This is a genomic window from Streptomyces sp. NBC_00234 (assembly GCF_036195325.1).
Lineage (GTDB): Bacteria > Actinomycetota > Actinomycetes > Streptomycetales > Streptomycetaceae > Streptomyces.
In genome coordinates this window covers 479,903-502,851 of the sequence record NZ_CP108101.1, presented here as the reverse complement: position 1 = coordinate 502,851, position 22,949 = coordinate 479,903, and the positions used below count along the sequence as shown (strand labels likewise).

General features: G+C 69.0%; 19 protein-coding genes and 2 pseudogenes. 9 read left to right on the top strand and 12 right to left on the bottom strand.

The features are described from left to right. Nucleotides 1-357 precede the first annotated feature (357 nt). The 3 genes from OG230_RS02265 to OG230_RS36355 all read left to right on the top strand — a co-directional run bounded on the left by OG230_RS02265 (nt 358) and on the right by OG230_RS36355 (nt 1,902). Complete coding sequence (locus OG230_RS02265) at nt 358-711, top strand: hypothetical protein (RefSeq protein WP_328908438.1); 354 nt, start codon at nt 358-360, stop codon at nt 709-711. Nucleotides 712-808: 97 nt separating this feature from the next. After that, a complete protein-coding gene (locus OG230_RS02260) occupies nt 809-1,024 on the top strand; it encodes a hypothetical protein (protein WP_328908437.1) in 216 nt (71 codons plus the stop codon). Continuing rightward, complete coding sequence (locus OG230_RS36355; RefSeq protein ID WP_443051476.1) at nt 1,021-1,902, top strand: SCO2400 family protein; 882 nt, start codon at nt 1,021-1,023, stop codon at nt 1,900-1,902. Before OG230_RS02260 ends, OG230_RS36355 begins: the two co-directional genes overlap by 4 nt. 266 nt (nt 1,903-2,168) lie before the next feature. Here OG230_RS36355 and xdhC read toward each other — a convergent pair whose 3' ends face one another. From xdhC to OG230_RS02220, 8 genes and pseudogenes are all read right to left on the bottom strand, one after another. Continuing rightward, the gene (gene xdhC / locus OG230_RS02255) at nt 2,169-2,978 is read right to left on the bottom strand and encodes a xanthine dehydrogenase accessory protein XdhC (protein ID WP_328908436.1); all 810 of its coding nucleotides are present in this window, start codon (nt 2,976-2,978) and stop codon (nt 2,169-2,171) included. Nucleotide 2,979: 1 nt separating this feature from the next. Next, the gene (gene xdhB, locus OG230_RS02250) at nt 2,980-5,421 is read right to left on the bottom strand and encodes a xanthine dehydrogenase molybdopterin binding subunit (RefSeq protein WP_328908435.1); all 2,442 of its coding nucleotides are present in this window, start codon (nt 5,419-5,421) and stop codon (nt 2,980-2,982) included. Next, on the bottom strand, nt 5,418-6,881 hold the full coding sequence (locus OG230_RS02245; RefSeq protein ID WP_328908434.1) for a xanthine dehydrogenase small subunit: 1,464 nt from the start codon (nt 6,879-6,881) through the stop codon (nt 5,418-5,420). Before OG230_RS02245 ends, xdhB begins: the two co-directional genes overlap by 4 nt. Nucleotides 6,882-7,507: 626 nt before the next feature. Further along, nucleotides 7,508-7,734 (bottom strand): annotated as a pseudogene (locus OG230_RS02240) (PucR family transcriptional regulator); the annotation flags it as partial. A gap of 178 nt (nt 7,735-7,912) precedes the next feature. After that, a complete protein-coding gene (locus OG230_RS02235) occupies nt 7,913-9,865 on the bottom strand; it encodes an APC family permease (protein ID WP_328908433.1) in 1,953 nt (650 codons plus the stop codon). A 394-nt stretch (nt 9,866-10,259) separates the two neighbouring features. Then, complete coding sequence (locus tag OG230_RS02230; protein WP_328908432.1) at nt 10,260-10,670, bottom strand: RidA family protein; 411 nt, start codon at nt 10,668-10,670, stop codon at nt 10,260-10,262. Further along, nucleotides 10,663-10,845, bottom strand: a complete 183-nt coding sequence (locus OG230_RS02225; protein ID WP_328908431.1) for a hypothetical protein — start codon at nt 10,843-10,845, stop codon at nt 10,663-10,665. Before OG230_RS02225 ends, OG230_RS02230 begins: the two co-directional genes overlap by 8 nt. A gap of 214 nt (nt 10,846-11,059) precedes the next feature. Next, nucleotides 11,060-12,067, bottom strand: coding sequence for a LysR family transcriptional regulator (locus OG230_RS02220; protein ID WP_328908430.1), 1,008 nt, complete (start codon nt 12,065-12,067; stop codon nt 11,060-11,062). A gap of 95 nt (nt 12,068-12,162) precedes the next feature. Between OG230_RS02220 and OG230_RS02215 the strand changes: the two genes are divergently transcribed. Then, nucleotides 12,163-13,320: a nuclear transport factor 2 family protein gene (locus OG230_RS02215; RefSeq protein WP_328908429.1), complete on the top strand. Its 1,158-nt coding sequence runs from the start codon at nt 12,163-12,165 to the stop codon at nt 13,318-13,320. Nucleotides 13,321-13,401: 81 nt separating this feature from the next. Here OG230_RS02215 and OG230_RS02210 read toward each other — a convergent pair whose 3' ends face one another. Both OG230_RS02210 and OG230_RS02205 read right to left on the bottom strand, forming a co-directional pair. Continuing rightward, nucleotides 13,402-13,782 (bottom strand): hypothetical protein, encoded by a 381-nt coding sequence (locus tag OG230_RS02210; RefSeq protein ID WP_328908428.1) that lies wholly within the window; start codon nt 13,780-13,782, stop codon nt 13,402-13,404. Nucleotides 13,783-14,070: 288 nt separating this feature from the next. Next, complete coding sequence (locus OG230_RS02205) at nt 14,071-14,460, bottom strand: hypothetical protein (protein ID WP_037743720.1); 390 nt, start codon at nt 14,458-14,460, stop codon at nt 14,071-14,073. Nucleotides 14,461-14,530: 70 nt separating this feature from the next. Between OG230_RS02205 and OG230_RS02200 the strand changes: the two are divergent. Then, nucleotides 14,531-15,443, top strand: a pseudogene (locus OG230_RS02200) (IS982 family transposase). 17 nt (nt 15,444-15,460) lie between these two features. Here OG230_RS02200 and OG230_RS02195 read toward each other — a convergent pair. Next, complete coding sequence (locus OG230_RS02195) at nt 15,461-15,895, bottom strand: DUF6892 domain-containing protein (protein ID WP_328908427.1); 435 nt, start codon at nt 15,893-15,895, stop codon at nt 15,461-15,463. A gap of 115 nt (nt 15,896-16,010) precedes the next feature. Between OG230_RS02195 and OG230_RS02190 the strand changes: the two genes are divergently transcribed. Beyond that, nucleotides 16,011-18,503, top strand: a complete 2,493-nt coding sequence (locus tag OG230_RS02190; RefSeq protein ID WP_328908426.1) for a tetratricopeptide repeat protein — start codon at nt 16,011-16,013, stop codon at nt 18,501-18,503. 121 nt (nt 18,504-18,624) lie between these two features. Here the strand turns inward: OG230_RS02190 and OG230_RS02185 are convergent, their stop codons facing one another. Beyond that, on the bottom strand, nt 18,625-19,095 hold the full coding sequence (locus OG230_RS02185; protein ID WP_328908425.1) for a MarR family winged helix-turn-helix transcriptional regulator: 471 nt from the start codon (nt 19,093-19,095) through the stop codon (nt 18,625-18,627). An 85-nt stretch (nt 19,096-19,180) separates the two neighbouring features. Between OG230_RS02185 and OG230_RS02180 the strand changes: the two genes are divergently transcribed. Genes OG230_RS02180 through OG230_RS02170 form a run of 3 tightly spaced genes read left to right on the top strand, consistent with a single transcriptional unit; the run spans nt 19,181 to nt 22,925 of the window. Beyond that, entirely contained in the window at nt 19,181-19,999 is an 819-nt protein-coding gene (locus OG230_RS02180; protein ID WP_328908424.1) for a crotonase/enoyl-CoA hydratase family protein, read from the top strand. After that, nucleotides 19,996-21,984 (top strand): acetoacetate--CoA ligase, encoded by a 1,989-nt coding sequence (locus tag OG230_RS02175; RefSeq protein WP_328908423.1) that lies wholly within the window; start codon nt 19,996-19,998, stop codon nt 21,982-21,984. Before OG230_RS02180 ends, OG230_RS02175 begins: the two co-directional genes overlap by 4 nt. Then, complete coding sequence (locus OG230_RS02170) at nt 21,981-22,925, top strand: 3-hydroxyacyl-CoA dehydrogenase NAD-binding domain-containing protein (protein WP_328908422.1); 945 nt, start codon at nt 21,981-21,983, stop codon at nt 22,923-22,925. The genes OG230_RS02175 and OG230_RS02170 overlap by 4 nt, the downstream gene beginning before the upstream one ends. Nucleotides 22,926-22,949 lie beyond the last annotated feature (24 nt).

Genomic DNA, 22,949 nt, shown 5'->3' with positions numbered 1-22,949 from the left:
AGCGTGCCGCACGTCAGAAGTATCACCGGGGATGGAGATGGTCGCGAGACCGACATCCTTATGAAGTCCCCCACTTGCCACCATCATGACTTGCTCACGAATTGCGCACACGCTGGGCCGGGGGTCGTTTTGGCACCCCTGAACGACCTCCTCGCTTCCATCCCGAAATGAGCCCTCGTGCACGAACATCTGCGCACGTACCGGAATAGGAAGCCATATATGAGTTGTCGCGGGCGGTGGTGTAACAGGCAGCGCGTGCGGAACGCAGAAGTAGGAGGAAGCGGGGCGAGGGCCCGGGCTGAAAATCGACACCTGGAGCGAGCGCGCCGACATGGCACTACGTCGATCGGATTTTCTGTGAGCAACATCGACCCGGCTACCGGATACCAGACGCACAATCAGCCTTTGCGCCCGGACCGCCCCGCGCAGCGCCAAACCGCCACGCGGCGCACGGCCATCACCGTCTGCACGATCGCCGACATCGCTGCAGGTCTGCTCGGTCTGTGGATCCTGTTGTTCCTGCTCGACGCGAACCAGGCGAATGTGTTCGTCGAGTTCGTGCGGGAAACGGCGGGCTGGCTGGCCTGGTGGGCGCAGGACATTTTCACGATGGACACAGAGGGTCTACGTGTTGCCCTCAATTATGGTCTTCCGGCCGCAGTGTATTTGCTGATCGGCCATGGGATTGCTGCCCGGCTCAATCAAGCCTGACAAGGGACCGGCCTTATCAATCGCCACGAACCGCTGCCACCTGCGCCTTCCTCGCCAACGATCACGCCGGGAAGTGGCGGTAGCCGAAGGACCGACTGTGACACGCACCTCCACTGAATACGATCACCTGCCGATTTATGAGGACCTCGTACACGAATGTGGTGACGTCGTCGCCGAAGCTCAACTGGCGGCCGATCACGTGCAGCATCAGGCAGCAGCGCTACTGACTGGACGGGATGCGGCCCAGCAAGCCCATCGCCGCGACGACAACATCAGAGCCGCCGCGGGACGGCATCCGCAGTGCGAACGATGACCAGGCCGTGGCCCAGTCGGGCCGACGGCGCCAGTCCGCTCAGGAAGACCGGAAGACCTCAGATGGATTACTGCTCCTCGTGCCGTCGGCATCTCAACGGCGCCCTGGTGTGTCCCGGGTGTGGCGCCTACGCCCCGGACATCGCCCCGCCTGCCACCAGCCCTCACCGGGAATCCCCGGTCTCCGGCGCGTGGCACGACAGACCCCTGGGCAACGAGGCAGAGGGCAATGCTGTTACGGACGCGGGCCCGTACGCTCTCACCGCCGACGTCGAGGGCCCGTCGCCCGGGCAGCAGGGGCGGGCGGCACGCCGTCGCCAGCTGGCCCGCTGGAAGAAGAACAAGCGCCGTGCAGCGGTCGCGAGCGCTGTCGCATTCGTCGGAGGTGGCCTGACCATAGCCACGATGGACCGGCACTCAACGGACCAGCCAAAGGCAGCCACAGCGCCGGACCAGCGGAGTATGGGTGCCGTGGAAGGCCAGACGCCTGAGCAGAACCCTTCGGTGTCCACCCCAGCCACGACTCAGCGCACTCACCGGTCGTCACACGCCCCTTCCCAGCCGCAGCCGCAGCCGCCGACGGCCAGCGCCCCGCGACAGCAGTCCCTCGCGGCCCCGCCCCGCACGGTGCCGCCGACCGCCCGGCCGGATGAAGCCGCGCTTCCCGGGCCCGCTGCGGCGTCGACCCCGCAGCCGCAGAACACCACCCCGTCCGTCGGCGACACAGCCGAGCGCTCCGATGCGACTACGGATCAGCAGCCGCCAGCGCCAGCGCCCGCGACCGCCGACAGCACGCAGCCGAGCGCGTCCAGGACCAATCCCGCATTGCTATCGGCGTCGCCGACGGAGGTATGCGTGCTCATGGTGTGCCTTGGCTGATCCTGCCGACGCCCGGCCGCTCCCTGAGCAACAGCCCCAGTCGATAGAGCAGAGGAGGCAGAGCCCGTGAGTCCCCGCTACGAAGCCCAGGTCCTGCTGCACCGCATCGGCAACGTGGCGTAGTGCCGGAAACAGGACCTCGAACCGGCTCCTGCCCCGGTGAGGGCGATACCTGTTGAAGTGACGGGCACAGTCGTGCCGAAAGGGTGCCCCGCAGGTGTGCGTTCGCATGAGCACGGGGCACCCCGGTCGATCCGGTCGGAGAGTCAGTTCTCCTCGGCTTCGAAAGTGCGCAGCAAATCGGCTGCGACACTCACGGCAATTGTCGCGGGTTCCTTGCCGGTGATGTCCGCCAACCCGATCGGGGTCTTGATCCGATCGATGGTGGCCTCGTCGAAACCCCCCTCGGTGGCGAGGCGTTTGCGGAACCGCACCCACTTGGCTGCCGACCCGATCAGCCCGATGGAGCCGAGATGGGTGGTGCGCAGGGCGGCGTCGCACAGAGCGGCGTCCTCGGCGTGATCATGGGTCATGATCAGGATGTGGGTGCCGCGCGGCAACTCCGCCAGCACCTCCTCGGGCAGCAGCGGCGTGTGATGCACATGCACCTGCGCCACCGCGCCTGCCAGCACGTCGAGCCGCCCCTCGCTGAGGATCTCGGAGCGGCTGTCGATCAGATGGAGATCGATGTCCTGACGTGCCAGGATGCGCGCCAGTTCCATCCCGACGTGCCCGACGCCGAAGATCGCCACCGCCCTTACCACCGGCAGCGGTTCGAGCAACACCGAGACCGTGCCGCCGCAGCACTGCACGCCATGCTGGTTGGCCACCTTGTCGTTCAGGGCGAAATCAATCAGCTCCGGCTCCGGCTTGGACGCGGCGATCAGCTCCCGGGCCCGATCGATCGCGACGGCCTCGACATTTCCGCCACCGATCGAGCCCCATGTCTCGGTCTGCCCCACGACGAGTTTCGCACCGGCGTCGCGCGGGGCATGACCGCGCACGGTCGCGACGGTCACCAGCACGCCGGACGCCCGGCGTGCTCGCAACCGTGCGACCGCGGCGATCCACGTCATGTCAGGCACCGCTCAACGCATCCGCGTCGGTTCGGATCCTGCCGTCGGCGGCGTGCCCGCTTCCGGCGTCGTCGTTGGTGGCAAACCCGTTGCGGGCGTGAGCGTTCCGGGAATCATCGCCCTGGCGAGCCGCCTGGATCGCCCAGTACACCGCCTCCGGCGTTGCGGGCGAGGCCAACTCGACGCTGACCCCGCGCGGCCCGAAGGCAGCGGCGGCCTGCCGCAACGCTTCTCGCACCGAGAACGCCAGCATCAGCGGAGGCTCACCCACCGCCTTGGACCCGTACACCGCGCCCTCTTCGGTGGCGTTCTCCATCAGCGTGACGTTGAACTCCTCCGGCATCTCCGAAAAGCTCGGCAGCTTGTACGTACTCGCGGCCTGGGTCAGCAGCCGTCCGCGGTTCGGCCCGTCACCGGTGTCCCACCGCATGTCCTCGAGCGTCAGCCAGCCCGCGCCCTGCACGAAGCCGCCCTCGACCTGACCGATGTCGATCCCTGGGGACAGGCTGTCGCCGACATCGTGCACGATGTCCACCCGCCGGATGCGGTACGCGCCGGTGAAACCGTCCACCTCCACCTCGGATGCGGCGGCGCCGTAGGAGAAGTACTTGAACGGCGAGCCCTGGAACGTCTTCGCGTCCCAGTGCAGACCCTCGGTCCGGTAGAAACCCGCCGCCGACAACTGAACCCGCTGGAAGTACGCGGTGCGCACCAGGTCGTCCCAGGTCAGCTCCTTGTCGCTGCCGAGGGCACGCGCGACGCCCTCGACGATGCGCACATCCGAGGCATGTGCACCCAGCTGGGTGCCGGCCACTTGCAACAGCCGCTCGCGGATCTGCTCGCAGGCGTTCTTCACCGCCGCACCGTTGAGATCCGCCCCGGAACTCGCGGCGGTGGCAGAGGTGTTGGGCACCTTGTCGGTTCGCGTCGGGGCCAGCCGCACCTTGTGCAGCGGGATACCCAGTGTGGTCGCGGCCACCTGCAGCATCTTGGTGTGCAGGCCCTGGCCCATCTCGGTACCGCCGTGGTTGATCAGGACGGAACCGTCCTTGTAGATCAGCACCAGCGCACCGGCCTGGTTGAAGGCGGTGAGGTTGAACGAGATGCCGAACTTGATGCCGGTGATCGCGAGCGCCCTCTTGGTGTTCGGGTGCGCGGCGTTGAAGGCCGCGATCTCGCGCTTCCGATCGGCGATGCCCGCGTTGTCCTGGACCTTCTGCCAGATGGCGGAGATCCGCTCGGGCTGGCGGACCGGCTGTCCGTACGGCGTCGACTGGCCCCGCTGGTAGAAGTTGCGCTCCCGCAGTTCCATCGGGTCCAGGCCGAGCAGCGGCGCGCACCGGCCCATGATGTCCTCGATCACCAGCATGCCCTGCGGTCCTCCGAAGCCGCGGAAGGCGGTGTTGGAGACCTTGTTGGTCTTGGCGATGCGACCGGCGACGCGGGCGTTGGGGATCCAGTAGGTGTTGTCGATGTGGCACAGCGCGCGGGCCACCACCGGCTCGGAGAGGTCCAGGCTCCAGCCGCCGTCCGCGGTCAAGGTGGCGTCCAGGGCCTGGATGCGGCCTTCGGCGTCGAAGCCGATCTTCCACGTGGCGTGGAACCCGTGGCGCTTGCCGGACATGGTCAGGTCCTGGGTGCGGTTGAGCCGCACCCGGACCGGCCGACCGGTCAGCTTGGCACCGAGCGCGGCGACGGCCGCGAAACCGTGCGGCTGCATCTCCTTGCCGCCGAAGCCGCCACCCATCCGCAGGCACTGCACGGTCACCTCGTGGCTGTGCAGGCCGAGCACGTGCGCGACGATTTCCTGTGTCTCCGAGGGGTGCTGGGTGCTGCTCTGGATGAACACCTGCCCGCCCTCGTCGAGATGAGCCAGTGCCGCGTGCGTCTCGAGGTAGAAGTGTTCCTGATCGGAGAACTGGAACTCTCCGGTGAACACGTGCGCGGAGTCGGCGAAGCCGGCGTCGACGTCGCCGGCCAGCATCACGGGCCGGGCGCCGTGGAAACTCTCGGCCGCGATCGCGTCCTGCAGCGTGATCAGGGAAGGCCGTTCGTCGAGTTCCACCTCGACAGCCGCCGCACCGAGCCGGGCCGCCTCCAGGGTCTCGCCGAGCACCCAGGCGACCGCGTGGCCGTTGAACATGACCTCGTCGGGGAACAGCGGTTCGTCGTGCTTCATTCCGGCATCGTTGACGCCGGGTACGTCGGCACCGGTCAGCACGCGGACCACGCCGGGCACGGCGAGCGCGAGCTCGGTGCGCAGCGCGACGATCCGGCCGTTGGCCTTCATGACCTGGACCGGGTAGGCGTGCAGCACGTCCTTGGTGCGATGGACGAGGTCGTCGGTGTAGAGCGCGGTGCCGGTAACGTGCAGGTTGGCGCTCTCGTGCGGCATCGAAACGCCGACGACAGGCTTTTCGGGGCGCTCGGACAAATGGCTCATGACGACACCGCCTCGGTGGTTTGCGCGTACAGCTTCAGCAGGCTCTGGCCGAGCATCGCGGAGCGGTACCTGGCGCTGGCGCGGTGATCGTCCATCGGCGTGCCCTGGGCCTGCAGCACCTGGGCCGCGGCCTCGACGGTCTCCGCCGCCCACGGCTTGCCCTCCAGGGCCGCCTCGGTGGTGAGGGCGCGGATCGGGGTGGCGGCCACGCCGCCCAGGCCGATGCGTGCCTTGCGGACGATCCCGTCCTCGATGTCGAGCGCGAAAGCGACCGCCACGCTGGAAATGTCGTCGAAGCGCCGCTTGGCGATCTTGTGGAAGGCTACGACCGGCGACAGCGGCAGCGGGATGCGCACCGCGCGGATCAGCTCGCCGGGACGGCGCACGCTCTGCCGGTAGCCGGTGAAGTACTCCGCCAGCGGGACCTCGCGCTCACCGTCGGCGTCGGCGAGCAGTACCGACGCCTCCAGTGCAAGCAGCACCGGCGGGCTGTCACCGATCGGGGAGCCGGTACCCAGGTTGCCGCCGAGGGTCGCACTGTTGCGGATGAGCCGCGATGCGAACTGCGGGAACAGCTCTGCCAGCAGCGGGACGCTGCCGTCGAGGCGGCGTTCGATCTCGGTGAGGGTCTGAGCTGCCCCGATCTCGATGTAGTCGGATTCGGCTCGCAGCTCGCGCAGTTCGGGCAGTCGGTCGATGGCAACCACGCAGTTCGCCCGGCGAGAACGGATGTTCACCTCCACTCCCCAGTCGGTGGAGCCGCCGACCACCACGGCGTCGGGCCGCTCGCGCAGCAGCTGGAGCGTTTCGGTCAGGGTGCTCGGCCGCAGGAACGCGCTGTCGCCCTGGGTGTATACGGTGGCAACCGGTGCGGGCGGGGACTGCTCGCGACGCTGTGCCAGGGGATCGTTCTCGGTGGGCGTACCGACGGCGAACGCGGCATCTCGAATCGGGCGGTACCCGGTGCAGCGGCACAGGTTTCCGCTCAGCGAGTGCAGATCGAAGCCGTTCGGACCGTGCTCGGCGTCGGCGCTGTCTGCCGAGTCCGGGTGCGCGCAGCGGTCGGGTCGGTAGTACTCGGAGGCCATGCTGCAGATGAATCCCGGCGTGCAGTAGCCGCATTGAGAGCCGCCACGGACCGCCATCTCCTCCTGCACCGGGTGCAGCGTGGGCGGCATGCCGGGTTCGCCGGCGGTGGCGAGGCCCTCGGAGGTGACGACCTCCTGACCGTCGAGTGCCGCGGCCGGCACCAGGCAGGCGTTGACCGCCACCCAGTCGGTGGGCTTGTTCACCCCGGGACGGGCCACCAGGACCGAACAGGCGCCGCATTCACCCTCGGCGCAGCCCTCCTTGGTGCCGGTGAGGCCGCGCTCGCGCAGAAAATCCAGCACCGTGGTGCAGGGCGCAGCCGGTGAAATCGGTGTTTCTTTCCCGTTGACCGTGATCCGCGCTGCTACCACGGCGCAACCTCATTTCGGTGCCAGGTCAATCTGATGATGCTAGTCGCCATTTCAGGAGCTTTCTATTTCAGTGGCGCAGCTCGAAAATCCGGAGCGCAAACAGCACGCAACGCGAAGACGTGCCGTAGGAGGCAAAAGAGGGTCGGAAGGTGCTGGGGCCCCTCGATCGGGTACGCCAGGAAGGGGCTGCTCAGCAGCCGTGTGCCAGGGGCCCGCAAAACGGGCACAGGGAAGGGGGCTGCTCAGCAGCCGTGTGCTACACGACCCGGAACCCAGGCGGCCTGCTGAGCGAGGCGATGCAGGTCGGAGATGATCGACATCCGACTTCGCCTCCTTTCAACAGCTCACGAGTTGGTTCGCTCGAAATTACGGTGCCGCAGGCCCATCGGTCAAGCCGTGGTGCGTATTGCCGGTATCACCGGTTTCGTCGACAACCAGTGCGCCGCGTGGGCCACATCGGCGTCCCACTTGGCCCGACCAACGGGTGCCGCAGCCCATCGGGGGTGGCATGCCCGGCGGCTCGGCCCGGCGCCCAACAGTTCTTGCGCGGCGGGTCCGAGAACAATCCCGGCACCAACTCCCAGCGCCGGCATCGGCCCCCGCCCCCACATGGCGATCATTCGTCGTCCTGGCCCACCGTGGGGGACGGCCTCCCGGGCCGGCCGGATCAGTACGCCGACGGCATGGTGGCGGGTAACTCCCAGCCGATGCGGGCAGCGCGTTCGCCGAGGGTGTGCGCGGAGTCGCCGCGCTGACCCGAAAGCAGACGGTCAATCAACTGTCCTTGCAGACGCAGGCTTTCGCTCGCCTGCCGGGCGGCCGGCCTCCGCGTAGCCGCCACCGCCTGCTCGATCGATCGCACGCCGGATGCCCACAAGCGCCATCGGCTCGTCGGATTCCTCCCCCACGACCCGTAGTTCGGGGAAGTTCGCTCCGGAAGAACGTCCACAGGGTCCGCTCCTCAGGCGTTCCGGGAGCGGCGGCAGGCGACTTCGGCCAGGGCCGGGGGAAGGACCCCGCGCAGCCCCACCTCAGTCCATGTCGGGCAGGCGATCCGACTCCAGAGCTTGCATGGCGTGCGATGCGTTGAACGGCAGAATCGTGACCGCAACGTGCGGCAGTTGCTCCAGCGTTCTCGACATCTTCTCGCCGGTGCCCCGGTGGAGGAGTTTGCCGAGGGCGTTGGCGTACATCCGCCGGGGCACGAGCACCGTCAGGGACGTGTTCCCCTCTTGTGTGGTCCGGACAGCCAGTTCCCGCATCGCGTGACGCAGCCGGCGGTCGGGGCAATCCACCAGTTCCAGCTCCACCGACGTCGCGGACGTCGACGCCCAGAGGGCGGACAGACGGCGTGCGTGTGCCTCGTCGATGGCGAAGTGCACTGCCCGGACGGTGTCGGGCCGCAGCTCGTGGGCGTAGCGCAAGGCTTTCAGCGTGGCCAGGTCCAGCGTCTCGACGAGGACGAACACATGGTGGCGACGCGTTCGCGGCCGGTCCGCGCCCGGGGGCAGCCGTTCCAGGGCCGTGGCCTCGCGCCGGTACTCGCGGTTGATCCGGATCAGTAGCCAGACCCCGAGCGGGAAGACCACGACGACCAGCCAGGCGCCTTCGGTGAATTTCGTGACGGCGAAGATCAGCACGACGGCGGCGGAGACGATCGCCGCGAGTGCGTTGACCGTGATCTTCACCCGGCGCAGGGGCTCACGCCTGCGCAGGTGGTACGCGGTGAGGCCGGCCCCGGCCATGGTGAAGGCGGTGAACACGCCGATCGCGTAAAGGGCCACGAGCTTGTCCACGTTGGCGCCCGTGACGAGCAACAGGGCCAGCGAGAGAGCGGAGAGGGTGACGATGCCGTTGGAGAAGGCCAACCGGTGCCCGCGCCGGGTGAGCACCCGCGGCAGGAACCGGTCCTGTGCGACGAAACTGGCCAGTAACGGGAACCCGGTGAAGGGGGTGTTGGCACCGGTGTAGAGGATCAGTGCGGTCGCCAGCTGGACGAAGACCAGCCCGATCGTCCCTACTGTTCCGTTTCCGAAGGCGAGCCTTGCTTCCTGTGCGATGACGGTTGGGGTCCCGTCGGTGTACGGGACGGCATGGGTGAAATGCGCGAGGGTGGAGACGCCCAGGACCAGGACGGCGAGTACGCAGCTCATGGTGATGAGGGTGTGCCGGGCGTTGCGGCCCTGCGGTTCGCGGAAGGCGGAGATGCCGTTCGAGATCGCTTCGAGTCCGGTAAGGGACGAGCCGCCGTTGGCGAAGGAACGCAGCACGATGAAGAGCGACGCACCGTAGAGCCAGCCATCGCCGGGAGTCCCCAGAGGCACGACACCAGGAGCATTCAGGTCAGCATGCGGCAGCTCGCCCGTCAGTGCGCGCACCGCCGCGACGAGGAAGACCAGGCTCATTGCGGCGATGAAGAGATACGCAGGCAGCGCGAACATCCGGCCCGCCTCGCGGACTCCGCGCAGGTTCCCGTACGCGAGCATCACGATCACCGCTACGGAGACCGGCAACTGGAGATGGTCCAGCCCCGTCCAGCCGTTGCCGGCCAGGTGGGCGAGTGAGATCAGCGCGTTCGTACCGGCCGACACCTGCACGGCGACGGTGACGACGTAGTCGACCAGCAGGGCCACGGCGGCGACCTGAGCGACGTTCGGCCCGAAGTTCTCCCGGGCCACCACATAAGAGCCACCGGCCCGGGTGTAGATCGTGACGACATCGCTGTAGCAGAGCGTCAAAAGCAGCAACACCAGCAGGATCGCACCGGTTACCGGCATGACCATAGTGAAGGCGGTCGCTCCGACGACCGGCACGAGGACCCGGAGCATCTCCTCGGAGCCGTAGGCCGACGAACTGATGCAGTCGGACGCGAGCACACCGAGCGCCGTCCGGTTGCTCAGTTTCTCCTCACTGACACGTTCTGTGGTGAGCGGCTTGCCAAGGAGCCGCCGCTTGACGCGGTACATCGGCCGATCAAGGGTCATGAGACCATCAGAACGGGCGGCTACTCCAGGACCGTGTAGGCACCACCGGCAGGCACTCACACATACTCGCCAGGCCCCCTCCTCCCTGACACTGCCCCTCGGGACCACACCCCAGCGCAAACCCCGGGGCCACTTCCCAGCCATGATGAGCAGGCTTGGCGAAGCGGAACTCCGGCCCGTGCTTCGGCGGCCGGCCGCCCTTCGGGTCGTAGACGCGCGGCGAGCGTGACGCTTCCGCGAACGCTTCCCTTGCAGCAGCATCAGGCAGCAGACTCGCCCTCACGGCCTTCGTCGTGGTCACGTGCACCTTGGTCGGAGCGCATGATCAGACGAAGGCATCCCCAGCGTCCGGCGAATGCCCAGCCGAGCTACCCATTGGAGACGCCGTTCGAAGTCAGTCAGGCAGTGCGACGGTGAGATCCACCTCGACGAGCTGTCCGGGAAAGCCCAGCTGGGAGACGCCCAAGAGCGTGCTGGCGGTAGTGAACGCCGGACCGAGGGCGGAGTCGGTGAGTCGACGCCACGCGTCTCCGAGAACATCCCTCTCATCGCTCCGCACGTAGATCACTGACCGCACCACGTGTTGCGGCCGGGCACTCACCGCTGCCAGGGCAGTGAGCGCGTTCGCGACAACCTGGTCGACCTGTGTCTCGAGGGAACCGGAACCGACGAGGTCACCGTTCCGGCCAAGTGGGCACTGCCCCGCCAGATAGGCCGTACGGCCTGTCTCCACCACGGTGATGTGGTGGTAGCCGGGTGTCTCATGTAGCTGCTCGGGGTTGATGCGGGTGATCTTCTCAGTCATGTCCCCGAGCATGAACCAGCATGGTGCCGGCACGCACCGCAATTTCCCCACCGGCAAGCACTCCGCAGCAACCCGAGGTCGGCGACCAGGTCCGGACCACCGGTTCAGCAACCAGACCGTCATCCACAGCATCAAGCGCATCCACGGTGGCCTCCCCTGCCTCGATGTCACTCATCACGTCAGTCATCAATTGTCGCTTCCAGCTCAGGAGTTGGGCAACGACGACCAGATCACCGCTCGGCTCCCCGGCTACCAGCGGATACCCATGAACCGGATCGGGCTCTCCTGACCTGCTGAACACGCAGAGGGCACGCCCGCCCCGTGCGGAGGACGTACTGGGCGGGCGGGCCGGATCACCGAGGTGCTGCCGTTCGGCTTGGTCGTGGAGATCACGGACGGAGTCGAAGGACTCGTCCACCGGAACCAACTGGACGGCCCTCGTCGCGCGGAGGGACGCCTCCAGCGGCATCGGCGTCCGTCTCGGTCGGCTGGTCAGCGGCTTGGGCCGGAAGGACCGCGGTGAAGGCTGCGGCGAGCTGTTCGAGGAGGGGCGCTGCCGAGGGGTGGGGGTCGCGGCGTGGTGTGATCGAGTAGATCCCGCGAGTCGGGGGATCGGCGAGGGCCACCGCGGTGACGTCGGTCCGCAGCGCGCAGGTGAGTACCCCGGGTATCAGCGCGATGGCGTGGCCGGTTGCTACCAGGGCCAGTTTGCCGAGCAGATCGGCCGCGGCGAGATCGATGCGGGCGCTGACTCCGGCGCGGGCGGCGTGCCGGCGCAGGAGCGCCGCCGAGCCGTCGTTGTCCTCGACCCAGGTCTCGTCGGCCAGCGTCCGAATGTGCACCGGGCCGCGCCCGGCCTGCGGATGACCGACGGGCAGGACGACGACCATGTCGTCCAGCCCGAGGAACCGTCGCTCGACCCGCGGGTCATCGGGGAGCCCTGGTGGTGCATCGGTGACGACAGCGAGGTCGAGATCGCCGGCGATCACACGGTTGTGCAGTTGTGCGCTCAGGCCGGGGAGCAGGCTCCACCGGATGGATCCGGTTCGCTCCAGCAGGCTCCGGATGGCCTCGGGGACGATCCCTGCGGCAAGAGAGGGTGTGGCACCGACGGCCAGCGGCCGATGGGACGCCCCGTCACCAGCGTCTCGAGCGGCGCGAACGGCGCGGTCGGCTTCGTTGAGCGTGGCCAGGGCGTGGCTCCGGAAGACCTCGCCGGCCGGCGTCGGACGCACACCGCGCGCATGGCGCTCCATCAGAGGCACCCCGAGCTGCCGCTCCAGCCCGGCGATCTGTCGGGAGACGGCCGACTGTGTGTGACTGAGCTCGGTGGCCGCCGCCGAGAGCGACCCGAGTCGGCACACGGTCACGAAGGTCCGCCACACAGTCAAGTCCATGACACCAGTATGTCCAGCAGGTATGCGAGCACCGCAGGTCCGGTCTGCGAAATCTGCGCTTGTCGCATCCGTCGAGGTGCACCACGCTGGCCCGCATGACCACACCGCACATGATCAGCGTCCTCGGCCTGGGGCGTATGGGCGACGCGATCTCGACACGCCTCGCTGCCGAGGGCTGGGACGTCGTCGGCTGGACACGCTCCGGGCGCACGTCGGGCGCCGTCAAGACGACCGGCGATCCGAACGAGGCGGTGGCTGCGGCCGACCTCGTGCTCATGGCGTTGTTCGACGGCTCGGCCTGCCGACAGGTCCTCGACGGGGTCCGTGACTCGCTGCGACCGGACACGATCGTGCTGAACACCAGCACCATCGCCCCCGCCGAAGCGGCGGAGCTGGCCCGGCACCTCGGCCCGTCCTACGTCCACGCGCCCCTGCTCGGCTCTGTGCCGGCCGCCGCGGCCGGCGCCCTGCAGATTCTTGCCGCCGCCGAGCAGGACGCGCTCGATCGAGTACGACCGGTTCTGGAGACGCTGGGCACCGTGCGGCGCGTTGACGACGCCGCCACCGCCGCCGCGCTCAAGTTGATAGCCAACAGCAGCCTCGCCGGCGCCGTCCTCGCACTGCGTGATGCGCTGCGTCAAGCCGACGCCCTCGGCCTGCCCCGTACCAAGGTGCTGGACGTTCTCGAACTCGGCCAGCTCGGCGGGCTCGTGGCCCGCAAACGCCCCTTCCTCGTCGGCCAGTCCGCCGCTGGCATGGCCGAGTTCACGAGGGGTGCGTTGGCCAAGGACATGGCTCTGCTGGCCGCCGCGTCGAACACCCCCCTGCGCAGCGCAGCCGAGTTGGCCGACCCGACTGCCGACCCTGAGGCCGACATCGCGGTTGCCGCCACGGTCCCCGCTATGGAGGACACCGTGCTCGAACCGCTCCGTGCCTACATCCGCGGTCACGCTACCGGCGACCCCGCCCATTTCCACGACGCCTTCCTGCCCACCGCCCACATCGAGGGAATCCGGGACGGCGCAGTCGTCTCGTGGCCCCTGGAGGAGTACTGCGCTCTCTTCCACGGCCGGCCGGCCCCGGATGAACCGACCCGCTCCCGCCGCATCGACACCATCGACGTCCACGGCACCGTCGCGACCGCAGCCATGACGCTCTCGCACGGCGCGGACACCTTCACCGACATCTTCCTGTTGGTCCGCGTCGACGACAGTTGGCGCATCGCCAACAAGGCTTACCACCGGCACTCCTGAGAGGGTGGGGAAGCCGCTCGGACGATCGGCCGGAACAGTCGGTGAACAGGCGTGAGGAGCTGGCGTCGCGAGGGGTGCCGCTCAGAGTCGCGGCACCCCCGCAATCCCCAAAGCCTTGCGAGCGGCGAGGTAGCCCGCGATTCTGAACGCCAGTTCGTGGGAGCCGAACGTGTCGGCGCGGGCGCGCCGCAGCACCACCCGAGCGGCGGTCACGCTGCCGTGCTCGGGCAGGCCCAACTGTTCCTCGATCCCCGCGGCGGCTGCCGCGAAGAAGCGCGGCAGGTCCTCGGCAGGTTCGTATTCCACCGACAGCCCCTGGGCCACCTCGAAGGAGAAGCCTTCGGCCGCGGGCTCGAAATCCACCACGATGCCCGCGAAATGCGGTGCGCAGTTCTGCCTTTGATGCAGCACGCACACGCCACGGATCGGATACGGGGGAAACAGGGGCGGCGCTGACGTCATGCCAGAACGCTACCCCTGCCCGACTGCCCCGCCACGGCCGTCGGCAAGACCAAGACCAAGGGCAGCCGCCAGGGTGGGCTCGGTCGACGGCGTCAGGCGGGTCTTCAAATGATCACGGCCGGGTGGTACGCCCCGTGGCTGCGCCCTGTGCGTCCGGGAGGAGCGACTCCTAGATGATCAATTCCAAGGGGTGCCTGCGGAGGGTGTGGGGTGGGCGGCGGCCGAAGCCACCGCGAGACGGTCAGGTGGCGGGCTGCAGGCCCTGGTTGTCGAGGTGGCAGCGGGCGGTCAGGCGTCAGGGTCGACTTCGGGGTGCGTGAACCGCACGGGCTTGCCCAGCGACCGGGCGTAGGCGATTTCGGCTCGGGTGCTGTCTCCGATGTAGTCGCCGACTACGAGCACCTCATCAGCGAGCCGGATCTTCGCTCGGTGCAGATCGTCGAGTCGAACTTTCAGCGCCTCGGCCTCGACGGGATCGGACCAAAGTTCGTGCGGCGACTTCATGTCACAGCCCGGTTTGACGACAATCTTTCCGGCTTTGGTCTCCCGCAGGTCGGCCTCGTTCATCTCGGTCATGAAGCGGGTGGAGCCGCAGATCACGACGATACGCGGGAGGCTCAACAGCTTCTTCGCGTCGGCGAGCTTCTCCTCGGGGGTGAGCAGTTGCGGGTATGACACTGGTTCCTCCTGGTGGTGTGGTCCAAGGGGTGCCTGCGTAGACGAGAACGAGGGTGTCCAAGATCGTTTTGTGACGAACGACGTGGACACCCTCGCGACAGCACTTTATGCGACGACCGACGACATGCTGAAGGAGCATCCCGACCTGGCGCCGTGGCGCCCGTCGGTCGGCATTACGCCCCGCCTGAGCGATGCCTAACTGGTCACCCTCGCCACGATGCAGGCCATACTCGGCTACACCTCCGAGGCCAAATGGCTCCGCCATGCCCGTGCCCACCTGCGCCACGTCTTCCCCTACCTGCCCCAGCAGCCCGGCTACAACAAGCGGCTGCGCAAGGCCGCCGGTCTGATGCGAAGCTTCAACCGGACCCTGGCCACCACCACCTCGGTGTGGAGCGACGACGTATGGGTCGTGGACTCCACCCCGTGGGAATGCGGCCGCTCCCGCGAGACCGTCAAACGCTCCGACCTGGCAGGTTGGGCCGAATACGGCTACTGCGCCAGCCACAGCCGCTTCTTCTGGGGCCTGCGCCTGCACCTGGTCTGCACCCTTCAGGGCCCGCCCATCGCCTTCGCCCTAACCGGGCCAAGGCCGACGAACGCGAGACCCTCCTTGACCTCCTGGAGCCGAAGGCGAGCTTCTGCGAGAGCGCCCCCGACAGACTCTCATCGGCGACAAGAACTACTTCGGCCGTGGTTTCGAACGCGAACTGTCCGAGCATGGAGTCCAGTTGCTGCGGCCTGCCCGTAAAGGTGAACGGGAGCGGCCTGGCGCAGCCCTGTTCAAGCCGCTGCGACAGGTCATCGAATTGATCAACGAGACCTTCAAGGGACAGCTTGACCTCGAACGGCACCGAGGGCGCACACCCGGAGGTGTCATAGCCCGCGTCATGCAACGCATCCTCGCGCTGACCGCCGCGATCTGGCACAACGACGCCACCGGACAAACCGTCCTACGATCACTGATCGCCTACGATCACTGACCCTTGGAATAGATCATCTAGCGCATCGTGATACCCCTGGCCGCCAGCATCTCCGGCCCGGCAGGGACCATGTTCTTCAGCGCCCGCCCGCCGGTGAAGAGCTTGAGGTTCGGCAGCAGATCGAGATCGTCGAGGCCGTGCAGGTCGAAGAGGTCGTCCTCACCGTCCCAGACCGGAGCGCACTCCATGAAGACCTGGTGCCCGCCGTCGAACGTCAACTCATTCACCGTGGCGAGCAGTTCGGCCGGGATCTCAAGCGCCTCGAAGTAGGCGCGGGCCTCGTCGAGGACGGTGTACTCCAGCTCGTTCTCCTCGACGTAGGTGTCGAGGTCCTCGACACCGCGCGCACGCATGTGCTCCCTGATGCTGAAGGCCGGGATCAGAGTCTCGTCCCAGTACATGAGCTTCTCGACGACGAGGAGCTTGAAGTTGAAATCACGGAAAGCGGTCATGGCTCATGCATATCAGTCGGCGCTGACAGCCCCTCCGTCCGGGACCGGCCGCGCCCGAGTGGGCCATTCCGTCGGCTCGCCCACATTCCCGGCTCGGACGCCGGACAATCCGCGTATGGGTGCAAGGTCGCAGTGGCGGGCATTGGCTGAGGAACCGTACGCATTCGAGGCAGGAGTGGCGACTCTGCTGGGGCTGGTTCATCCCGGTCTGGTGCGTGTCGACGGCGCGGGCGGGGACCGGGGAGTGGATGCCTTCCTCCCGCATCCCGACGGTGGGCGGCACGTTTTCCAGATCAAGGCTTTCGGCCGCAGGCTGGGCTCCTCGCAACGCAGTCAGGTGCGGAAGTCGCTGGACCGCGCCGGGCAGAGCGGCCCCGCATCCTGGACGCTCGTCGCGCCGCTCGACTTCACGCCGGGCGAGCGGGAGTGGTTCGACGCGCTGCGTGAGGCGTACGCGTTTCCGCTGTCGTTCTACGGACTGCACTGGCTGGAGCTCAACACCGTCCGGTACCCGGCCGTCGAACGCGTCTTCCGGGGCGGGGAATCATGGCGCGGGCCGATGGCCTGGCCCCTGGTGAGGGAGGTCGGACCGCTCGATGCCGGTGTCCACCGCAGCGACGCCGACGGGGTTCCCGACTACGTACCGAGAGACATCGATGCCCTCCTGCGGGTCCGGGTGCGGCGGGCCGGGGAGACGGGCGGCGCAGTCCTGGTGGTGGGGGACTCCGCAGCCGGCAAGACCCGGAGTCTCCACCGGGCCATGCACTCCGAGCTGCCGGCCCATCGTTTCGTGAGGCCCACGCTTCCCGCCGAGGTGCACGCGGCGGTTGCCGCCATCGGAGCGAGCGGCGAACCGTGTGTGCTGTGGCTCGACGACCTGCAGCCCTACCTCCAGGACGCCGGGCCGACCGTTGCTGTGCTCGCGGAGTTGTGCCGTACGGGCACTGCCGTGCTCGCCACTCTGAGCGGGGCCGCCTACGAGGCGTCGCGGGGCTCCGAAGTGGTGCGCCGCATGGAGCCTCTCGTGCTCGACCGGCGCTGGACCGCCGCCGAACGAGGCAGGGCCCGCGCGTCCCGGGACCGGCGCGTGGCAAGCGCGGCCGAGGTCGATCCCGCCATCGGGGTCGCCGAGTACCTGGCCGCGGGGCCGAGGCTCTGGCACGAGCTCAGGCTGGCCGACCGCGCGGGCGGGCGGCCTCGTGGTGCCGCTCTGACGTGGGCGGGCATCGACCTAGTCCGTGCGGGCCTCGAAGGACCGCTCCCCACCGAGCTCCTGCTCGACGCCCACGTGCCCTACCTGGCGCGAAGTGGCGGTGCCCTTCTGAGGCCGGAGTCGGCTGGGGACGCCCTGGCTTGGGCGACGAAGGTCCGCTGCGGCGTCAGCAGCATGCTGCTCCCGGCGGGGGACGGTTCCTGGGAGGCCCATCCGCATCTCGTCGACGCGGCACGGCAGTCGGCCGTTCCGGTACCGGCCTCCACCTGGTTCCAGGCCGTGCTGGGCGTGCCCGACCTGGACGGAGCGTTCAGAGTGGCGATCAACGCCACTGAGGAGGATCCGTCCGTCGGGGTCGTGCTGTGGCGGATGCTCGCGGACGCGGGCATCCGTCGCGCCGCGAACAACCTCGCCGTCGTCCTGACGGATCTCGGTCGTTACGAGGAGGCCGGGCACGTGCTCCGGTCGGAAGCGGACCTCACCGACGGCACGGTCCTCCTGAACCTCGGAAACCTGCTGAGCAGGACCGGCCGCCTCGACGAAGCGGCCGACGCGTACAGGGAAGCGGGCGTGCTCGGGCGCGCGATGGCGTGGAACAACCTGGGGCTGCTCCTCAGGGAGCGCGGTGAGTTCGCTCAGGCGGAGGTCTGCCTGCGCAGTGCCGCCATGGGCGGCGCCGACGACGCCGAGTTCAACCTGGGTGTGCTGCTCACGGACCTGGGCAGGCCCGAGGAGGCCATGGCCGCCTACGCGCGCGCCGAGGCGTCCGGGGACTCGGACGGCCTTCTCAACTGGGCGCTGCTGCTGGGGGAGGTGGGCCGGTGGGAGGAGGCCGAGCCACTCCTGCGGCGGCGGACCGAGGTGGGCGATCCGGAGGCGGCCTTCGGGCTCGCCAACGCGCTGAAGGCGATGGGGCGACTCCATGAGGCCAGGCAGTGGTTCCACCGGGCGATCGATGGGGGCGACGCGCGAGCCGCGTACAACCTGGCGAATCTTCACCGCGACGAAGGGCGCCCGGAGCTCGCCGAGCCGCTGTACCGCCGAGCCGCCGACGGGGGAGTCACCCATGCTCTGCTGAACCTGGCGCTCCTGCTCAAGGGCCAGGAGCGGCCGGCGGATGCGGAGCACCTGTTCCGCCTGGCCGCGGAATCCGGTTTCGGGGTGGCCCGTTTCCACCTCGGGCAGGTGCTGAGCGTCATGGGTCGTCCGCGCGAGGCTGCCGTGGAATGGCGGCGTGCGGCAGCCGACGGCGACGCCACCGCGGCGATCGCCCTCGCCACGGTTCTCACGGAGCCGGCGGATCTGCCCGAACTGCGGTACGTGCTTCGGCGGGCGGCAGGTGGCGGTGACGCCGATGTCGCTCTTCTGCTCTCGGTCCTGGAGCCGAGTTCCTAGGTCGTGTCCGCGACGTCCCGTCCGGTCTGCGGCGTCCGGCACGCACTCTCTGGAAGCCTGCCCGCGGGCGAGCCCGTACGAGGGTGGGGCGCCCGTCGTGACGTACGGCCGGTCGAGGGGATCACCGGGACCCGGCGTGCTCGTCCGTGGCCGTTTCGGGAGTGCGCAGGGCCGCCCACATCGCGCTCAGCGCCTGGCGCACCGTGGCGGTTTCCTCCCCGGTCAGCGGGGCGACGAGCCGCTCCTCGATCGCGGCGGCCGGTGCGGCGTACCTCGCGAGGAAGGACGTGCCCTCGTCGGCGAGGTAGATCAGTACCTCGCGTCTGTTCTGCGGGTTGGGGGCCCGGCGGATCAGGCCGCGACCCTCCATGAGCCGGAGCATGTCGGCCATCGACTGCGGTGTCACGAACGAGTCGCGGGCCAGCTGGGCGGCGGTGACGCCGTCGCGGTGTTCGAGGACGGTGAGGGCGGTGTACTGAAGCGTCGTCACGCCCGAGCCCCGCAACAGCTCGTCGAGCTCGGCACGGATGACCAGTTCGAGCCGCTTGACGGCGTAGAGCAGGGACGGCGACGTGCGTGCGGAAAGCGGCATGGGCCGATTCTCTCACATGCATTGACAGGTTTCCTGTCGATGACGCAGAGTCGCATCATCAGGTTTCCTGTTGATCGGATCCGTCGTGAGCCTCCAGCAATGTGATCTCCCCGCCTCGCTCCGCCTCGACCGCAACGGTGGCGTCGCGGTCCTCACCCTCAGCCGCCGCGCCAAGCGCAACGCGCTCGACGACGTCACCGTCCAGGCCATCGGCCGGTTCTTCGCCGATCCCCCCGAATGGGCCGAGGTGGTCGTCCTCGCCGCCGACGGGGACCACTTCTCCGCCGGCCTCGATCTCGGTGAGCTCGGCGAGCGCGACGCGGTCGGCGGGTTCCGCCATTCCCGGATGTGGCACGAGGCGTTCGGCCGGATCGAGTCCGGCCGCCTGCCGGTCGTCGCCGTGCTGAAGGGCGCCGTCGTCGGTGGCGGACTGGAACTCGCCGGCGCCGCACACCTGCGGGTCGCCGAGTCCACGGCCTTCTTCGCCCTCCCCGAGGGGGCGCGCGGTCTCTTCGTCGGAGGCGGCGCGTCGGTCCGTGTGTCCCGGCTGGTCGGCGCCCAGCGCATGGCCGACATGATGCTCACCGGCAGGGTGCTCTCCGCGCAGGAGGGTGTCGCGGCCGGACTGGCCGACTACCTCACCGAGCCGGGCGAGGGCCTCGACCGCGCACTCGAACTCGCCGAGAGGATCGCGGCCAACTCACCGGTGACCAACTATGCCGTCCTGCACGCCCTTCCGAGGATCGCCGACGCCGATCCGGAGACCGGACTGCTGCTGGAGTCCCTGATGGCCGGTGTGGCCCAGAGCAGCGCAGAGGCGAAGCAGCGCATGGCCGACTTCCTGGCCGGCCGGGCCGCGAAGGTCGGCGCCGGCTCGTCCGCGACCACGGAGGAGAACCGATGACGACGCACTCCACCCCGCCGGAGCCCGAGATCCTCCACGTGCCACGGCCTGACGCGGCCCGCGACGCCCGGGTGCAGCACTACCTCCGATGGCTGCGCGCCGAGAAGGACGTGGACCTCGCCGGCTGGGAGGAACTCCGGCACTGGTCGGTCGACAGCCTGGAGGACTTCTGGGAGAGCGTCTGGCAGTACTTCGAGGTCAAGGCCCACACGCCCTACACCGCGGTCCTCGACGACCGGTCCATGCCGGGAGCCCGTTGGTTCCCCGGGGCCACCCTCAACTACGCCGAGCACTGTTTCGGGACGGCGGAGGACGCCGACACCACCGCGGTCCTCGCGGTGTCGCAGACCCGCGAGCCGGTGGAGCTCACCTTCGGCGAACTCGCCGACCAGGTACGGCGGGTGAGCGCCGGACTGCGGCATCTCGGCGTCGGACGCGGCGACCGCGTGGCCGGCTATCTGCCCAACTGCCCCGAGGCGCTGGTGGCCTTCCTCGCCACCGCGAGCCTCGGCGCGGTCTGGGCGGGCTGCGCACCGGAGTTCGGCACGCGCAGCGTCGTCGACCGGTTCGCCCAGATCGAGCCCAAGGTGCTGCTCACCGTCGCCGGCTACACCTACGGGGACAAGCAGATCGACAAGCGGGCCGAGGTCGCCGAGATCCGGGCCGCCCTGCCGACGCTCCAGCACGTCGTCCACGTACCGTACGGCCCGCTCTCCGTCGACGGATCCACGGCGTGGGCCGCGCTGACCGCCGACACCGACGAGCCGCTCGCGTTCGAGCCCGTCCCCTTCGACCACCCGCTCTGCATCCTCTTCTCGTCGGGCACGACCGGGCGGCCCAAGGCGATCGTGCACGGTCACGGAGGCATCCTTCTCGAACACCTCAAGAACCACCGCTTCCACTGGGACCTCGGCCCGGACGACCGGCTGCTGTGGTTCACCACCACCGCCTGGATGATGTGGAACACCCTGGTGTCGGCGCTCACCGTCCGCTCCGGTCTGGTGATGATCGACGGCAACCCGCTCCACCCCGACCTGCGGTACCAATGGCGGCTCGTCGCGGAGACGGGCGCCACCCTGATGGGGGCGAGTCCCGGCTTTCTGATGGCCTGCCGCAAGGAGGGCGTCCGTCCCGCCGAGGAGTTCGACCTCTCCCGTCTCCGCCAACTGGGCGTCGCCGGGAGCCCCTTCCCGACCGAGGGCTTTCGGTGGGTCGCCGAGCAGTTCGGCGACGAGGTCCTCCTCAACGTCGGCAGCGGGGGCACCGACGTCTGCACCGGCCTCGTCCAGGGATCGCCCCTGCAACCGGTCTGGGCGGGCGAGATGTCGGGTGCGAGCCTCGGCGTCGACGCCAAGGCGTTCGACCCGGACGGCACCGCGGTCGTCGGCGATCTCGGCGAACTGGTCATCACCTCACCGATGCCGTCCATGCCCGTCGGCTTCTGGGGCGACACGGACGGGTCCCTGCTGCGCGCGGCCTACTTCGACACCTACCCCGACGTCTTCCGGTTCGGCGACTGGTGCCGGTTCTCCCCGGACGGATCGGTCGTCATCACCGGGCGTTCCGACGCCACCCTGAACCGGGGAGGCGTGCGCCTGGGGACCGCCGAGTTCTACCGAGTCCTCGAAGACGTCCGAGAGGTCGCCGACAGCGTCGTGATCCACCTGGAGGACCCGGACGGCGGCATGGGCGAACTGATCCTCTTCGTCGTCCCCGCCGAGGGAGTGCGCGTCGACGACGCGCTCCGGGCCGCACTCGCCCGGACGATCCGCGCCGCGCTCTCGCCCCGGCACGTCCCGGACCGGATCGTCGAGGTCCCGGCGGTGCCGTACAGCCGTACCGGGAAGAAGCTCGAAGTGCCGGTGAAGAAGATCGTCCGCGGCGCCGCGCCCGCCGACGTGGCCTCGCCCGGCGCCCTGATGGACCACTCCGCGCTGGACGGCTTCGTGGCGTTCGCCCGCGCCCACCGGGGAGCTGCCACGTGACCGCTCCCCGAGGACCCGTCGCGGTGGTCGGCACGGGTGTGATCGGCACCGGCTGGGTGGCCCTTGCCCTCGCCCACGGCCGCGAGGTCACCGCCCACGATCCCGCTCCCGGCGCCGAGGAGCGACTGCGCTCCGGACTCGAGACCCTCTGGCCCGCCCTTGTCCGGCTCGGCCTCGCCGAGGGGTCCTCCCAGGAACGGCTGACCTTCACGGACGACCTCGAAGAGGCGGTCGCGCAGGCGTCGTTCGTGCAGGAGAACGGCCCCGAACGGATCGACCTCAAGCAGGACCTCTTCGCCGCTCTCGATCGCGCGACTCCGGCCGGCACGGTCATCGCGAGCAGTTCCTCGGGCCTCGAACCGTCCCTGCTGCAGGAGATGTGCGAGGAGCACCCGGAGCGGGTGCTCGTGGGGCATCCGTTCCACCCGGTGCATCTGATCCCGTTGGTGGAGGTCGTCCCCGGCGGGCGGACCAGCGAGCAGGCGGTCACCGGCGCGACGGCCTTCTACCGGGAGCTGGGAAAGCGGCCCATCCACGTCCGCCAGGAGCTGCCGGGCCATGTCACCAACCGGCTCCAGGCCGCGCTGTGGAAGGAGGCGTATTCCCTGGTCGAGCGTGGAGCGGCCACGGTGGCCGACATCGACGCGGCCATCGCGTACGGTCCCGGCCTGCGGTGGGCGCTCCTCGGCCCGCTGGTCGGCCAGCACCTCTCCGGCGGCCCGGGCGGCATGGCCCACCTGCTCCGGCACCTGGGCCCGCCCGCGCAGGCGTGGATGGACGATCTGCGGCCGGTCCGGCTCACCGACGAGCTCGCCGCCCGGCTGGTCGCCGGCGTCGACGACGAACTGACGGGCATCGACCAGGCGGCCATGGTCGCGGAGCGCGACGACCTGCTCCTCACCCTGCTGGAACAGAAGCGCTCCCGCACCGCCCTTCCCTGACCGGCCGATCCGTACCCCGCCCCC

What these genes read in the sequence shown, in the direction of transcription:
- OG230_RS36355 (WP_443051476.1), top strand. Translation starts at nt 1,021, where the DNA reads ATGACCAGGCCGTGGCCCAGTCGGGCCGACGGCGCCAGTCCGCTCAGG.
- OG230_RS02215 (WP_328908429.1), top strand. Translation starts at nt 12,163, where the DNA reads ATGACCACACCGCACATGATCAGCGTCCTCGGCCTGGGGCGTATGGGC.
- OG230_RS02220 (WP_328908430.1), bottom strand. Translation starts at nt 12,067, where the DNA reads ATGGACTTGACTGTGTGGCGGACCTTCGTGACCGTGTGCCGACTCGGG.
- OG230_RS02190 (WP_328908426.1), top strand. Translation starts at nt 16,011, where the DNA reads ATGGGTGCAAGGTCGCAGTGGCGGGCATTGGCTGAGGAACCGTACGCA.
- OG230_RS02235 (WP_328908433.1), bottom strand. Translation starts at nt 9,865, where the DNA reads ATGACCCTTGATCGGCCGATGTACCGCGTCAAGCGGCGGCTCCTTGGC.
- OG230_RS02185 (WP_328908425.1), bottom strand. Translation starts at nt 19,095, where the DNA reads ATGCCGCTTTCCGCACGCACGTCGCCGTCCCTGCTCTACGCCGTCAAG.
- OG230_RS02210 (WP_328908428.1), bottom strand. Translation starts at nt 13,782, where the DNA reads ATGACGTCAGCGCCGCCCCTGTTTCCCCCGTATCCGATCCGTGGCGTG.
- OG230_RS02225 (WP_328908431.1), bottom strand. Translation starts at nt 10,845, where the DNA reads ATGAGTGACATCGAGGCAGGGGAGGCCACCGTGGATGCGCTTGATGCT.
- xdhB (WP_328908435.1), bottom strand. Translation starts at nt 5,421, where the DNA reads ATGAGCCATTTGTCCGAGCGCCCCGAAAAGCCTGTCGTCGGCGTTTCG.
- OG230_RS02175 (WP_328908423.1), top strand. Translation starts at nt 19,996, where the DNA reads ATGACGACGCACTCCACCCCGCCGGAGCCCGAGATCCTCCACGTGCCA.
- OG230_RS02230 (WP_328908432.1), bottom strand. Translation starts at nt 10,670, where the DNA reads ATGACTGAGAAGATCACCCGCATCAACCCCGAGCAGCTACATGAGACA.
- OG230_RS02195 (WP_328908427.1), bottom strand. Translation starts at nt 15,895, where the DNA reads ATGACCGCTTTCCGTGATTTCAACTTCAAGCTCCTCGTCGTCGAGAAG.
- xdhC (WP_328908436.1), bottom strand. Translation starts at nt 2,978, where the DNA reads ATGACGTGGATCGCCGCGGTCGCACGGTTGCGAGCACGCCGGGCGTCC.